Source organism: uncultured Plantibacter sp., from assembly GCF_963518075.1.
GTDB lineage: Bacteria > Actinomycetota > Actinomycetes > Actinomycetales > Microbacteriaceae > Plantibacter > Plantibacter flavus_A.
In genome coordinates this window covers 76635-90934 of the sequence record NZ_CAUQHZ010000004.1, presented here as the reverse complement: position 1 = coordinate 90934, position 14300 = coordinate 76635, and the positions used below count along the sequence as shown (strand labels likewise).

Below are 14300 nucleotides of genomic sequence, written 5' to 3'. Positions count from 1 at the left end.
GCGCTCGTGGCTAGCCGGCGGAACGGGTGAGGAGGTCCTGACGCTCGGGGTGCGCGTCGAACCACTCGCCCACGTACCAGCACATCGGGACGATCCGACGGTCGCTGTGCTGCTCGACGTCGTCGACCGCGTAGGCGACGAGTTCGCCCGCGTACCCCTTGCCGCGGAACGGCGGCGTGGTGAAGGTGCGGGGGAAGGAGATCGAGTCGCCCGAGATGCGGTAGTCGACGACGCTCACCAGCTGGCCGTCGACGTGCATGGTGTAGCGCTGGGCATCGGTCTCGTTGGCGAACTCCGTGGTCATACGCGGTACAACGCGCGGGGTCGGTCGTTCCTTCCCGGGTGTGCAGGCCGCGGGCTGCCAGAATAGGCACATGTCCCTCGCCGCAGCAGCCGATGAAGTGCCGCTGCGATGGACCCCGGACGGCCCCGACCTCGTCCTCGAGGGCGACAACCTCGACGTCGTGGCCCAATTGCCCGACGAGGCGTTCACGCTCATCTATCTCGACCCGCCGTTCAACACCGGCCGCGTGCAGCGTCGCCACTCCTCGACCTCGGTGCGCACCGCTGAGACGGGGGTGAACCGTTTCGCCGGCTTCAAAGGGCAGGCGTACGAGCGCATCCGCGGCGACCTCAGACGCTTCGACGACGCTTTCGACGACTACTGGGGCTTCCTCGAGCCGCGACTCGTCGAGGCCTGGCGCGTCCTGGCCGCCGACGGCACCCTCTACCTCCACCTCGACTACCGCGAGGCGCACTACGCGAAGGTTCTCCTCGACGCCCTCTTCGGTCGGGAGTGCTTCCTCAACGAGATCATCTGGGCCTACGACTACGGCGCGAAGGCGCAGAGCCGCTGGCCGACGAAGCACGACACGATCCTCGTCTACGTGAAGGACCCGAAGGGGTACCACTTCGACAACGCGACCGTCGACCGCGAGCCCTACATGGCGCCCGGGCTCGTCACCGCGGAGAAGGCGGCGCGCGGCAAGCTCCCCACCGACGTCTGGTGGCACACGATCGTGTCGCCGACCGGCCGCGAGAAGACCGGGTACCCGACGCAGAAGCCGGAAGGGATCCTGCGTCGCATCGTGCAGGCGTCCTCCCGCGAGGGCGACTGGGTGCTCGACTTCTTCGCCGGCAGCGGCACGACGGGGGCGGTCGCGAAGGCGCTCGGTCGTCGTTACGTCCTCGTCGACGAGAACCCGCAGGCGATCGAGATCATCCGCTCCCGCCTCTCCTAGCCCGCGAACGGTCAGTTCAGCACAGTCGCTGCGCCCGGGACTATCGTCTGGTGACCGTTCGCGGGCTGGCGGGGAGGGTCAGACGGAGGCGCGCGGGACGAGGCGGGTCGGCATCATCGTGACGCGCTCGACCGGTTCGCCGGCGAGGCGACGGACCAGCACCCTCGCCATCTCGGCACCGAGGTCGATGGGCGACTGCGCGATCGTCGTGAGCGGCGGTGCGGCGGTCTCGCCGTAGCGGTCGTCGTCGTAGCCCACGACGGCGATGTCGCCGGGGATCGTCAGGCCGGCTTCGCGGATGACGGAGTAGGCGCCGGCGGCCATCTGGTCGTTCGCGGCGAAGAGTCCGTCGATGGGCACGCCGCGCGCGAGGAGACGCCGCATCGCGGCAGCGCCGTCGGCCGGGGAGAAGTCGCCCACCTCGACGAGGTCGTGCGGAAGACCCGCGAGCTCGAGCTCCGCGCGCCACCCGGCGAGTCGGTCGACCCCACCCGGCATGTCCTGACGACCCGCGATCGTCGCGATCCGCGTCCGGCCGGCCTCGATGAGGTGACGGGCCGCGGTCCTCGCGCCCTCGACGTTGTCGACGTCGACGTAGGTGCTGTCGACGATGTCGGCACCCATCGGGCGACCACCGAACACGATCGGGAGCTCCTGGCCGAGCCGCGTGTACGAGTGGTCGCCACTGTGGTGTGACACGACGAGCGCGCCGTCGACGTTGCCGCCGAGCAGGTATCGGCGGGTCTTCTCGGAGTTCGCCTCACTCGCGATGAGGAGGTTGAGTGTGTAGTCGGTCTCCGCCAGCTCGAGGGCCACTCCCTGCACGACCGCCGCGAAGAAGGGGTCCGAGAACACCCGGGCGGTCGACTCCGGGACGACGAGCGCGATGACCTGGGTCCGGCGGGAGGCCAGGGACCGGGCGGCGCGGTTCGGGACGTAGTCGAGCGCGGCGATCGCCTCGTTCACGACCGCGACGACCTCGGCCGTGACCTTCGGCGAGCCGTTGACGACGCGCGACACGGTCGCGCGGGAGACGCCTGCGCGTGCCGCCACCATCTCGAGTGTCGGGGCCCCTTGACCGGACTGCATCATCGTCCCCTTCCGAGCGGGTGAGCGTGCCGAGTGCAGTGTATCGCCGGGCGTCTGGACGTCCGTGGCCGGTGTCGCTCCTCTGGAGGTGACCGGCGTGTCGCGGCCCCTCGATCGCGACACGCCGGAGTGTTCCTGCGTCAGGAAAGCTCCGCCACGGTGGGCACCACACGCGAGGCGGCGATGCGGCGTGCGTACGCCAGTCCGCTGTCCTTGATCGTGCGCTCCTGCGTGTCGTAGTCGACCCGCACGATGCCGAACCGCTTGTCGTAGCCGTAGGCCCACTCGAAGTTGTCGAGCAGTGACCAGACGAAGTAGCCGCGCACGTCGGCGCCGTCGGCGATCGCGAGTTCCACCTGGTCGATGTGGTCCTGGATGAAGGCGTCGCGGTCGACGTCGTGGATGCGGCCGTCCTCCGCGACGACGTCGTCGTAGGCCGCACCGTTCTCGGTCACGTACAGCGGCGGCAGCGTCGGATACTCGTGGCCGAGTCGGACGAGCAGGGTGCGGAGGCCGGCGGGGTGCACCTCCCAGTCCATCGCGGTGCGCGGGAGTCCGCGGCTCGGGAAGGAGATGTCGGGGGAGGCGAGCCACGGCGAACCTGCCTCGCGCTCGGTCGCGCCGGAGTGGCCGCCGTCGGCGCCGGAGTCGTCGGGGTGACCCGACACGAGGTCGTCGTGGTAGTGGTTGACGCCGAGGAAGTCGATCGGGGCGGAGATGGTCTCGAGGTCACCGTCGTGGATGAGTGTGTCGAGGCCGAGGCCCTCGAGGTCTTGGGCGACGTCGGCCGGGTACTCGCCGAGGACGATCGGTTCGAGGAAGATGCGGTTCATGATGCCGTCGACGCGGCGGGCGGCGTCGACGTCGGCCGGGTCGGTGGGGTCCGCCGGGATCGCGTTGGTGAGGTTGAGGGTGATGCCGATCTGCTCGGCACCGAGCTCGCGGAGGCGGGTGGTCGCCAGCCCGTGGGCGAGGTGCTGGTGGTGGATGGCGGCGAGCGCGGCGGCCTCGTCGCGGCGACCCGGTGCGTGCACGCCGACCGCATAGCCGAGGAGTGAGGAGCAGAACGGTTCGTTGAAGGTCGTCCAGTGCCGGACGCGGTCGCCGAGCGCGTCGTAGGTCGCCTCGGCGTAGTCGACGAAGCGCAGGGCGGTGTCGCGGTTCGTCCAGCCGCCCTGCTCCTCGAGCGCCTGCGGAAGGTCCCAGTGGTACAGGGTGAGCCAGGGGAGGATGCCGGCGTCGAGGAGCTGGTCGACCAGGCGACTGTAGAAGTCGAGGCCGGCTGGGTTGACGTCGCGGTCGCCCGGCTTGATGCGCGCCCAGCTCGTGGAGAAGCGGTAGGCGTCGAGGCCCAGCTCGGACATGATCGCGATGTCGCCGGCGGTGCGGTGGTAGTGGTCGACGGCGACCTCGAGGTCGTCACCGTTGGCGATCGCTCCGGGCACCCGGGCGAAGGCGTCCCAGATGGAGTCCTCCTTGCCGTCCTCGTGTGCCGCCCCCTCGACCTGGGCGGCCGCGGTGGCGGAACCCCAGAGGAACGGCGGCAGGATCAGGGCCGGGCGGGTGGTGGGCTGGGGGGCGTGCGTCATCGAAGCTCCTCGTGGCTGGGTGCACGCCCATGCTATCGCCTGCTGAGAGCGCTCTCATGTCGGTCTCGCGTGTGGGTGGGGTGTGGCGCCAGCGCGGTGCGCTGACGCGAGCGCGGGTCTACGGAGTGAGCGCGCCCCTCCAGAGGGGCGCGCTCACGTGCTGGGGCCGCGGTGGCGCCGATTCGACAGCGCTCACGTCAGCGCGGTGCGCTGGCAAACCGACGAACGACGGTCAGCGACGGGTGGAGGGATCGACGACGCGGTTGCTCGCGGTGTCGGGTGACAGCTGCGACCCCGCCAGCTCGGCGGCACGCTGGGCGGCGAGCGACAACTCGCCCTCGGCGTCCTCCGCAGCCTGGGCGTCGGTTCGCTCCTGCAGCGCCGACTTCGCCCGCAGCGGCGGCGCCTTGAGGAACCAGCTCAGCACGAATGCGACGGCGACCACCGCGAAGCTCACCCAGAACACGGTCACGGTCGCATCCGCGAACCCCGTGAGGAACGGCGCGGCCAGGTCGTGGTTCGCACCGACGAGGAACGAGGTGTCGCCGTCGAGCGCGGAACCGGCCGAGCCGCTGTTCTCCTGCGCCCGCTGCAGCACCTTGAGGATGCCCTCGTTCGCCGGGTCCGACAGCACGGCCGGGTCCTGCGCCGCGGCCCGGACCCGTTCGCTGAGCGTCGGATCCGCGAACGCCGCCGCGATGGTCGTCGGGATCCGCGTGTAGAGCACGGAGAAGATCACGGCCGTGCCCAGCGTTCCACCGATCTGACGGAAGAAGGTCGACGAGCTCGTCGCCACCCCGATGTCGCGTGCCTCGACGGCGTTCTGGCTCGCGATCGTCAGCGTCTGCATCAGCTGGCCGAGTCCGAGGCCGACGAGCAGCATGCCGCCCATCATCCACCAGACGGGCTTGTCGGCCGTCGCGAAGCTGAAGTAGAAGAAGCCGCTCAGGAGCAGGAAGGTACCGACGATCGGGAACGCCTTGTACTTGCCGGTCCGGGCGATGATCTGGCCGCTCGCGATCGACGAGATCATGAGGCCGAGGATCATCGGCAGCATCAGCAGACCGGACTCGGTCGGTGTCGCGCCTTCGACGAGCTGCAGGAACAGCGGCACCGTCATCATCGCGCCGAACATCCCGAACCCGACGAGCACGCCGAGGATGGTGGCGACCCGGAAGGTGGAGTTCTTGAAGAGCTTCAACGGGATGAGAGCGTCGTCGCCCATCGCCCGTTCGACGAGGATGAACCCGACGATGCCGGCGACCCCGATGGCGTAGCAGGCGATGGACCCTGCCGAGGCCCAGCCCCAGATGCGGCCCTGCTCGGCGACGAGCAGCAGGGGCACGACGGCGAGGACGACCGTTGCGGCACCCCACCAGTCGATGCGGACGCTGTGGCGGGTGTGCGGGATGTGCAGGAAGCGGAGGACGATCGCGAGCGCGATGACACCGATCGGCAGGTTGATGAGGAACACCCAGCGCCAACCGGTGATGAACAGCAGCTCGGGGGCCCCGGCGAACAGGCCGCCGATCAGCGGGCCGATGACACTCGAGACACCGAAGACCGCGAGGAAGTACCCCTGGTACTTGGCGCGCTCGCGCGGGGCGAGCATGTCGCCCATGATCGTCAGCGGCAGGGCCATGAGGCCACCGGCGCCGAGGCCCTGGATGGCACGGAAGATCGCCAGCTCGTACATCGAACCGGACATACCGGCGAGCAGCGAGCCGATGAGGAAGATCGAGATCGCGATAATGAACAGCGGGCGGCGGCCGAAGATGTCGGACAGCTTGCCGTAGATCGGCGTCGAGACGGTCGAGGTGATCAGGTACGCGGTGGTGACCCACGCCTGGAGGGCCATGCCGTCGAGGTCGTCGGCGATCGTGCGCATCGAGGTGCCGACGATGGTCTGGTCGAGTGCGGAGAGGAACATCCCGGCCATGAGGCCGAAGATGATGAAGAGGATCTGCCGGTGGCTGAGGACGGGGGCGGATCCCGACGGCTCGGTCGAGGCGGGGGAACTGGATGACATGCGGTCTCGTTCGACTCTGGGCGCGCCGGTCTGAAGGCGCACCGACGTTGGGGATTTTGCGTAGTGTGCAAACTTACACCCGGCGCAAGTTCCGCGGCAACCGCTTCGGTCAGGGTGTGGCGGTCTGCGCTGCGGCGAGGTCCGCGTCGAGCGCCGCGAGGTAGTCCAGGGTGGCCGTGAGTGCCACGTGGGCGTCGTCGAGGTCGAGGTGGAACTGGTACTCGTGGGGGAGCGCCGGCTCGTGGTCCGCGGCCCAGAAGAGCTTCGTGACGTCGACGCCGGCGTCCTCGAGGGCACTGCTCATCGGGACCGACTGCAGCCAGGTGAGGGCGTCACCGTTCCCGCCCGTGATGAAGGTCGGCGGGAAGTCGGCGGTGACGAAGTCGATCGTCGACATGAGCGCGCCGGTCGACGTCTCCGACCAGTCCTTCGTACCGGCGTAGGCCCAGAGGGCGGTCTGGAGGCCCCAGGCGCCGATGCCGTCGAGCTCGGCCATCGCCGGCAGGTCGTAGACCCCGCAGTTGAGGATCGTCCCGACGAGCTGGTCCGCAGCGATGCCAGGGGTCATGCCCGACAGCGTCGCGTAGTCGGGGTTGGTCGTGAGGACGGCGAGCTGGCTGGCGAGCTGCGATCCCGCTGAGTCGCCCGCGAGCACCAGGCGGTCCGGGTTCCCGTTCCACTCGGCGGCGTGCTCCGAGATGTACGCGAGGGCGTCGTTGAGCTGGTTCACGGCCGTCGGATAGACGGCCTCGGGAGCGATCGTGTAGTTGACCGCGATCGTCGTGTACCCCTCGGCCGCGAGGATGCGGAGGTAGGGCTCGACGTTCCCCTTCTCGCCGGAGATCCAGGCGCCGCCGTGGATCCAGACGATCGTGGTCAGCGGTTCGGTGCCGTCCGCCGGGGTGAAGACGTCGAGGGTGGTGTCCACCTGTGGTCGGCCGCCGCTCGGTGCCGCGTAGGCGATGTCGCGGAACTCCGTGAGCTTCGTGTCGGGGACGTACGGTTCCATCTCGGCGACCGTCGCAGCACCGCCGCGTTCGAACACCGAGCGGATGAGGAGCGCGGACGGCCACGGGGTGATGGCAGCGACGACCGCGACGACGAGGCCGAGACCGATCACGACGGCGGCCGCGGTCAGGAGCCGACGGAACCGCGGGCGCTTCCGGTGCGTCGGCGCGTGGTGTGCTGGCGTCCCTGCGGTCATGGTCGGGCCCCTCGTCCGGTGTGCAAGCCTGTCGACAGTGTGGCAGAGGCGCATGCGCCGTGTCGCGGTTAGGCTCGACGTGTGACCGCAGCCCACCAGCCCTCCCACCGACGCCCGGTCTCGCGGCGCGTCCGACGCAACCGCGTGATCGCGTTGAGCGTCCTGGCCGCCGCGCTCGCGATCCTGCTCGTGGTGCTCGTCGTGAACATCGCCGGCGGCGCCACGCCCACCCCGGCCGCTGCCACGAAGACACCGAGTGCGACCCCGTCCGTCACCCCGACGCCGACCCCCACGCCCACGCCGACGCCGACGGAGACGGTTCCGGTCGCGCCCCCCGCCCCGCCGGCGTTCGACAAGGCCGCCTACTCGATCGACGACCCGCTGAGCCCGTGGGTGGTCGTCAACAAGACCCGGCCGCTGAACCCGGTCGACTACACGCCACCGGACCTCGTGTCCGTCCCCGTCGCCCACACCTGGGACCCGCTGCTGCGTGCCGAGGCCGCCGCCGCGATCGTGCAGCTGTTCGACACCGCTTCAGCCGAGGCCGGCCTGTCGCTCGCTTCGAACAGCGCGTACCGCAGCTACTCGAGCCAGGTGTCGGTGTACGACAGCGAACCCGACGACTCGACGACCGCACGCCCCGGCTACAGCGAGCACCAGACCGGCTGGACGATGGACATCGGTGCCGAGAGCGGCAACTGCTCGCTCAACACCTGTTTCGGCGACACGGCGGAGGGGCAGTGGCTCGCCGCGAACGCCTACCGCTTCGGGTTCCTCCTGCGGTACCCGGCCGACAAGGTCGACGTCACCGGCTTCTCGTTCGAGCCGTGGCACTACCGCTACATCGGCGTGCCGCTCGCGACCGAGATGCACAACACGGGCGTGACGACGCTCGAAGAGTTCTTCGGGCTCCCGGCGGCTCCCGGGTACCTGAACTAGCCCTCCGACAGGCTCAGGGACCGGGCGTCGGCTCAGGGATCGGGGCGGCGTCAGGGAAGACCGGTCACTGAGCCTGTCGAAGTGCGCCCTTCGACAGGCTCAGGAACCAGGAGATGAGCTAGGCGCCGAGGGCGGCGTCGACGATCTGCTTCGCCTCCGCCTGGACGAGCTTGAGGTGCTCCGCGCCCTTGAACGACTCGGCGTAGATCTTGTAGACGTCCTCGGTGCCGGACGGACGCGCGGCGAACCACGCGTGCTCGGTCACGACCTTGACGCCGCCGATGGCCGCGTCGTTGCCCGGCGCGTGGCTGAGCTTCGCGACGATCGGGTCGCCGGCGAGCTCGGTCGCCGTGATGGCGTCGCCGTCGAGCTTGCCGAGCCGCGCCTTCTGTTCCTTCGAGGCTGCGGCGTCGACACGCTCGTACACGGGGTCGCCGAAGCGCTCGGTCAGTTCGCGGTAGAGCACCGACGGGGTCTTGCCCGTCACGGCGAGGATCTCCGCGGCGAGCAGGCAGAGGAGGATGCCGTCCTTGTCGGTGGTCCACACCGAGCCGTCGAAGCGGAGGAAGCTCGCGCCGGCGCTCTCCTCGCCACCGAAGCCGACCGAACCGTCGACGAGACCGGGGACGAACCATTTGAAGCCGACCGGGACCTCCCAGAGGCGGCGTCCGAGGGACTCGGCCACGCGGTCGACGACCGACGACGACACGAGGGTCTTGCCCACGGCGGCGTCGTCGCGCCAGCCCGGCCGGTTCGCGTAGAGGTAGTCGATCGCGACGGCGAGGTAGTGGTTGGGGTTCATGAGCCCGGCGTCGGGCGTGACGATGCCGTGGCGGTCGGCGTCGGCGTCGTTGCCGGTGAGGAGGTCGAACTCGTCGCGTCGTGCGACGAGCGCCGCCATGGCGGAGGGCGACGACGGGTCCATGCGGATCTTGCCGTCCCAGTCGAGCGTCATGAACGCCCAGGCCGGGTCGACGTGCGGGTTCACGACGGTGAGGTCGATCTCGTAACGGTCGGCGATCGCCTGCCAGTAGTGGACGCTCGCACCGCCGAGGGGGTCGGCACCGATGCGGATCCCGCTGCGCTTGATGGCGTCGAGGTTGATGATGTGCTTCAGATCGTCGACGTAGTTGCCGCGGAAGTCGTACGTCTCGACGGCGGACGGTTCCGCCATCTTGACGTCGTGCAGCCCACCGGCGATGAGCTCGTTGGCGCGGTTCGCGATCCAGGAGGTCGCGTCGGAGTCGGCAGGTCCGCCGTGCGGGGGGTTGTACTTGAAGCCGCCGTCAGCCGGCGGGTTGTGGCTGGGCGTGACGACGATGCCGTCCGCCTGGTCGCCGTTGCCCTCGGCGTTGTACTTGAGGATCGCATGGCTGAGCGCGGGGGTCGGCACGAAGTCGTCGAACTCGTCCACCAGGACGCGCACACCGTTGGCGACCAGGACCTCGAGCGCCGTCGTCTGCGCCGGCCCACTGAGCGCGTGGGTGTCGGATCCGATGAAGAGCGGCCCGGTGATCCCCTGGCTCGTGCGGTACTCGACGATCGCCTGCGTGGTCGCGGCGATGTGGTCCTGGTTGAACGCGGTGTTCAGCGAGGAGCCGCGGTGGCCGGAGGTGCCGAACACCACCCGCTGCTCGGGGATCGAGACGTCCGGCTTCAGTGTGTAGTAGGCGTCGATGAGCGACGGGACGTCGATCAGATCTGCTTCGGTGGCGGGGGTACCTGCGCGATCGTTCATCGCACCAGTCTGGCAGGAACGACCGATGTCAGGAAGGCGCTTGACCCGTGGCGAGTGGCGATTCCCACCGGAGGTCCGGGAAGCGCGCGAAGTCGCGATCGAGCGTCACGAAGGTCGCCCGGTGTTCGATCGCGAGTGCGGCATTGGCCGCGTCCGAGACGAGGTTGCCTCGGGCCTCGACCGCTGCGCAGAGCGAGGTGAAGACCGTCCAGAACGACGGGCCAGGGCGGACCACCTGTACCCCGGGCTCGTCGCGGAGTCGCTGCATCTGGTCCAGCGCGACGGGGATCGGAGTGGGATCGACGAAGATCCGACGCTGGGTCACGATCCGGATGTACCCCGCGAGCACGGCTTCGCTGACGCCCAGGGGCTCTCTCGATCGGACGGCATCTTCCAACCAGGTTGCGAGCGCGCGGTGGTGTTGTGAGTCGGGTCGGAACGCGCCGATGAGGACGTTGGTGTCGACCACCTTCACTCGAAACCGTCCATGATGTCCTCGAGTTGCGCGTTGTTCGTGAGGTCGATTCCTGGGTGGGGTCCTCCCCGGCCGTACGGCACGACCTTGTACGGCTCCCGCTCGGGCGGTGCGGCCGCCGCGGCCAGCTTCGCGCGCAGGGCCTCCTCGATGTAGGCGGTCACGGTCTTCCCCTCCTGCGAGGCGTGCTCGCGGACGGCCTCGTAGAACTCGTCGGCGAGTCGGATGGTCGTTCGCATGACCCGAGCCTACGAAGGCGTATGTCGGTATGTCAACGACGCTACCTTCTCCCCTCGGCGCAGGGGTGAGCCGACACGGATCTGTGGAGTGGGCGCTGCTCCAGGTACCTGTGGAGGGCCGTCGACTAGTGCGTGGCGAGGAGCGCCGCGGCCGAGGCGGAAGCGGAGGCGGTCGTGGAGGAGCTCGTCGTGGAGGCGCCCGCCCCGACGCCCGCGGCATCCGGCACGAAGCCGCGCTGGTGGGACGACCCGGGCGTCGTCAGATCGGCGACCGCGGACGCCTGACCCGTGACGATGCGCTGGATCGCGTAGAGGCTCTCGGTCGCGGGCCCGAGGTACTTCCCCCGGTCGTCGGCGTTGCTCGACCCGACCGCGTTGTGCCCGTCGACGGCGCCGAGGTGGTCGCCGTCGCCGAGCGTCAGGCCGTCGGAGCCGAAGGTGGTCGCGCCCCAGGAGCTCATCGCAGGATCGGCTCGACCGGACAGGAACTGGCCGAGACCGGCGAGGGTGTCGGCGCTCGCCTGGGAGGCGTACACGCGGCCGGCCGGGACGTGCAGATCCTCGATCCCGATCTCCGTCGGGATGCCGGCCGAGCCGAGCATGACGAAGTCGTCGACGTGGTAGTCGCCGGACGCCAACGCCAGCGAGGCCGTCGCCGTGCCGTAGGAGTGCGCCACGACGCTCAACTGGGAGACGATGCCGCGCGCGGAACGGACCGCGTCGTATCCGGCGAGCACTCCGGCGAGCAGGGGCGCCCCTTCGACCGCCCGGTCGTTCGACGGCACCTCGAGCGCGCTCGGGCTGTGTCCGCCGATCCAGAGGATGACCGCGCTGTCGGCTGCGGCGCTCTGGATGCGCTTCGCCCCGCGCAGGTAGTCGTCGAGTTCGAGGGCGCTGCTGTTCATCCCGGGGACGAACACCGTGACGTAGGCGGCGGTGTCCACGTCTCCCACGGCGACAGCGACCCGCGGGGGTCCGGAGCCGCCCGCCTGCAAGGTGATGAGGTACTCCGGCTGGAGGCGGGCGGCGATCGCGTCCGGCGAGTACCGGTCGACGAGCAGCTTGATCGCGTCCAGCCGCGACAGGGTCGTGGCGAGCGCCGCCGAGTCCGCCTGCCCGTCGACCTGGTCGCTGCTCACCGTCAGCGAGCGGTAGCTCGCCTCGGTGTCGGCGAGGAGGCCGGCGAGGCGGGAGACGTTGGCCGTCGCCCGGTCCGTGTAGGCGACGCCCTCGAGGTTGCCGATGACCGCCGGGTAACCGGTGATGAGCAGTGCGCGGTAGCCGGGAGCGAGCTCGGTCCACAGCTGCGCGACCTGCGATGAGGACATCGTCGTGAGGGCCGTCGCCGCCGCAGCGAGGTCGCCGGCGTAGGCGGTGGTGAAGGCGGCGGCCGTCATCGTCGGGACGGAGGAGGCCGCCGGTGCGAAGTCGGTGGCGGAGATCGCGGTCGCGCCGGCGGTCGAGGTCTGCGTCACCGTGACGACGCCGGCCAGGATCGCGGCGATCGCGATGGTCATGACGAGCGACTTGACGAGAGTCGCGCGGGCCGCCGAGATCGGCCGGTGCACCCAGGCCGGCAGCGACAACGACGGGAGGTTCCAGGAGGAGCCGAGGCTGAACACGGCCTCGCCGCCGCTCGCCAGGTTCAGCCGTGGAGTGGACCGCGGGGCGGCGTCGGTGAAGACACTCGTCACGTCACTCCTGTTCCTGTCTCAGCCCGTCGGGTGGAGCCTCACGCGACATGGGTCACGCATCGAGATCGGGGAGACGAACGGCCGTGAACTCGCTTCCCGAGACGAGCGGCAGCGCTCAATACACCCTTGTATCCATTGTGGCGGGTATTGGCGTGATTTGAATAGCTCAAAACGGGGGGTATCGGGGCCGAAATGGCCCGATCTTCCTGGAAATCACCCGAATGTGACCTGGATGGGAGTCAACGGCCGTTCCAGAGCGTGTCGCGAAGCACACGGTACGCTCGGAGGCATGCCAGCCGCACCCGCCGACGACGCCCTCCGGAGCTACAGTTTCCTCGGTCCGAGCGGGACCTTCACCGAGGTGGCGCTCGGCCAGGTCGAGGAGGCCAAGGGTCAGATCTGGAAGCCCGTGTCGAACGTCGGCGAGGCGCTCGGCGACGTCCTCGAGGGCCGCAGCACGGCCGCGGTCATCGCCATCGAGAACTCGGTCGACGGGGGCGTGTCGGTGGCGCAGGATGCACTCGCCACGATGCTCGGTCTCCGCATCGTCGGCGAAGTGCTCGTGCCGGTGAACTTCGTACTCGTCGCCCGCCCCGGAACCCGCCTCGAGGACGTCGCGGTCGTGAACGCGCACCCCGTCGCCTACGGGCAGTGCCACCTCTGGCTCGACGCCAAGCTGCCCTCGCACGGACACATCCCGGCGTCGAGCAACGTCGCCGCCGCAGCCTCCCTGCTCGACGGCACCTCGACCGCCGACGCCGCGGTCGCCCCGCCCGGCATCGTGAACCACTACGACCTCGATGTCCTCGCGGAGAACATCGGCGACAACCCGAACGCCGTGACCCGCTTCGTCGTCGTCAGCCGTTCACGGGAGATCCCGGCCAGGACGGGCGCCGACAAGACGAGCCTCATCGTCGAGTTGCCGAACGACGAGTCCGGCTCGCTGCTCGGCATGCTCGAGCAGTTCTCCACGCGAGGCGTGAACCTGAGTCTCATCGAGTCCCGGCCCATCGGCGACGCGCTCGGCCGCTACCGCTTCGTGATCGACGCCCTCGGCCACATCGAGGACGAGCGGATGGCCGACGCCCTGCTCGGGCTCCGGCGGTTCAGCCCGAACGTGATCTTCCTGGGCTCGTACCCGAGCGCCGACCGCACCGCCGTCGACTACCACTCGCGCTACAACGACGAGGTGTTCATCGAGGCCCGTGACTGGTTGCGCGGGCTGCTGTCGGCGGAGCCACTCGAGGACTGAGCCGTCACGCTCGCGCGCAGCTCCTGCTGTCGGTCCGTATTCGAGGACGGGGTCGACGTCGGGGACGGCGTGTCGGCGCTATCCGCAGCGGGGTGCAGGAGTTGTGAGCGCCGACGAGGTGTCGCCGGGGTTCAGCTGACGATGTCGACACCGTGACCGCGGAGGCGCCGCTGGTCGGCGGTGAGCGATGCGATGAGCCGCTCGTTCGTCCCGCGGATGTGGCGCGCGACGAGGTCCGCCGCGCGCTCGGGGTCGCGCGCCGCGACCGCATCGAGGATGGCGCGGTGCTCCGTGGCGGCCTGCTCTCGGGCCTCGGGCGTCCGCACCTCGAGCCAACGGGTGCGGGCGAGCCGGACCATCGCGCCGCGCACCCCTTCGGCGAGCAGGTGGTTCGCGGACAGCGCCGCGAGCTCCTCGTGGAAGTCGCCGCCGACGCGGAGGACCGTGTGCTCGTCGTCGGGGCGGGGCTCGTCGAGGAGGGTGCGGATCGCGGCGAGCTGCGCTTCGGTCGCGCGTTCGGCGGCGAGCCGGACGCCGGCGGTCTCGAGCGCCTCACGGACCTCGGCGATGAGCCCGATCTCCTCGAGGTCGATGGGTGCCACGATCCAGCCGCGGCCGTCCCGACGCGCCAGACCCTCGGCCTCGAGCCGGGTGAGGGCGGCGCGCACGGGCGTCCGTGACGCCGCGAACCGTTGCTCGAGCCCGCGCTCGGTGAGCGGCTGCCCGGGCGCGAGGTCCAGGGTCAGGATCGCCCCGCGGAGGCGCTCGTAGAGCTGCGTGGTCTGCGTCGGAGTGCTCATCCGTGTTCCCG

13 protein-coding genes are annotated in these 14300 nt (G+C 69.9%); 3 read left to right on the top strand and 10 right to left on the bottom strand.

Going from position 1 to position 14300, the window contains the following annotated elements:
- Window positions 1–10: 10 nt before the first annotated feature.
- The gene (locus RWN05_RS07175; RefSeq protein ID WP_071260637.1) at window positions 11–304 is read right to left on the bottom strand and encodes a GNAT family N-acetyltransferase; all 294 of its coding nucleotides are present in this window, start codon (window positions 302–304) and stop codon (window positions 11–13) included.
- 70 nt (window positions 305–374) lie between these two features.
- On the opposite strand from RWN05_RS07175, the gene RWN05_RS07170 reads away from it, so the two are divergent.
- Window positions 375–1241, top strand: coding sequence for a site-specific DNA-methyltransferase (locus RWN05_RS07170; RefSeq protein ID WP_064295765.1), 867 nt, complete (start codon window positions 375–377; stop codon window positions 1239–1241).
- Between the two features lie 78 nt (window positions 1242–1319).
- On the opposite strand, the gene RWN05_RS07165 is transcribed toward RWN05_RS07170, so the two are convergent.
- The 4 genes from RWN05_RS07165 to RWN05_RS07150 form a co-directional block, all read right to left on the bottom strand.
- Window positions 1320–2333 (bottom strand): LacI family DNA-binding transcriptional regulator, encoded by a 1014-nt coding sequence (locus tag RWN05_RS07165; protein ID WP_399542886.1) that lies wholly within the window; start codon window positions 2331–2333, stop codon window positions 1320–1322.
- A gap of 137 nt (window positions 2334–2470) precedes the next feature.
- Window positions 2471–3919, bottom strand: coding sequence for a GH1 family beta-glucosidase (locus RWN05_RS07160; RefSeq protein WP_314139078.1), 1449 nt, complete (start codon window positions 3917–3919; stop codon window positions 2471–2473).
- Between the two features lie 232 nt (window positions 3920–4151).
- Entirely contained in the window at window positions 4152–5948 is a 1797-nt protein-coding gene (locus RWN05_RS07155; protein ID WP_079003529.1) for an MDR family MFS transporter, read from the bottom strand.
- Between the two features lie 109 nt (window positions 5949–6057).
- The gene (locus RWN05_RS07150) at window positions 6058–7152 is read right to left on the bottom strand and encodes an alpha/beta hydrolase (RefSeq protein ID WP_153303546.1); all 1095 of its coding nucleotides are present in this window, start codon (window positions 7150–7152) and stop codon (window positions 6058–6060) included.
- Window positions 7153–7233: 81 nt separating this feature from the next.
- On the opposite strand from RWN05_RS07150, the gene RWN05_RS07145 reads away from it, so the two are divergent.
- Entirely contained in the window at window positions 7234–8091 is an 858-nt protein-coding gene (locus RWN05_RS07145) for a M15 family metallopeptidase (RefSeq protein WP_285038098.1), read from the top strand.
- 118 nt (window positions 8092–8209) lie between these two features.
- On the opposite strand, the gene pgm is transcribed toward RWN05_RS07145, so the two are convergent.
- From pgm to RWN05_RS07125, 4 genes are all read right to left on the bottom strand, one after another.
- Window positions 8210–9829 carry a phosphoglucomutase (alpha-D-glucose-1,6-bisphosphate-dependent) gene (gene pgm / locus RWN05_RS07140; RefSeq protein ID WP_064296891.1) on the bottom strand — a complete coding sequence of 540 codons (1620 nt, stop codon included), beginning with the start codon at window positions 9827–9829 and terminating at the stop codon, window positions 8210–8212.
- A 28-nt stretch (window positions 9830–9857) separates the two neighbouring features.
- The gene (locus RWN05_RS07135; protein WP_240555566.1) at window positions 9858–10298 is read right to left on the bottom strand and encodes a type II toxin-antitoxin system VapC family toxin; all 441 of its coding nucleotides are present in this window, start codon (window positions 10296–10298) and stop codon (window positions 9858–9860) included.
- 2 nt (window positions 10299–10300) lie between these two features.
- A complete protein-coding gene (locus tag RWN05_RS07130; RefSeq protein ID WP_079003526.1) occupies window positions 10301–10543 on the bottom strand; it encodes a ribbon-helix-helix protein, CopG family in 243 nt (80 codons plus the stop codon).
- A gap of 125 nt (window positions 10544–10668) precedes the next feature.
- On the bottom strand, window positions 10669–12237 hold the full coding sequence (locus RWN05_RS07125; RefSeq protein WP_314139075.1) for an alpha/beta hydrolase: 1569 nt from the start codon (window positions 12235–12237) through the stop codon (window positions 10669–10671).
- A gap of 289 nt (window positions 12238–12526) precedes the next feature.
- Here RWN05_RS07125 and pheA point away from each other — a divergent pair, with 289 nt between their 5' ends.
- Window positions 12527–13489: a prephenate dehydratase gene (pheA, locus tag RWN05_RS07120; RefSeq protein WP_079003524.1), complete on the top strand. Its 963-nt coding sequence runs from the start codon at window positions 12527–12529 to the stop codon at window positions 13487–13489.
- A gap of 131 nt (window positions 13490–13620) precedes the next feature.
- Here the strand turns inward: pheA and RWN05_RS07115 are convergent, their stop codons facing one another.
- Window positions 13621–14289: a GntR family transcriptional regulator gene (locus RWN05_RS07115; protein ID WP_064296886.1), complete on the bottom strand. Its 669-nt coding sequence runs from the start codon at window positions 14287–14289 to the stop codon at window positions 13621–13623.
- Window positions 14290–14300: the final 11 nt, after the last annotated feature.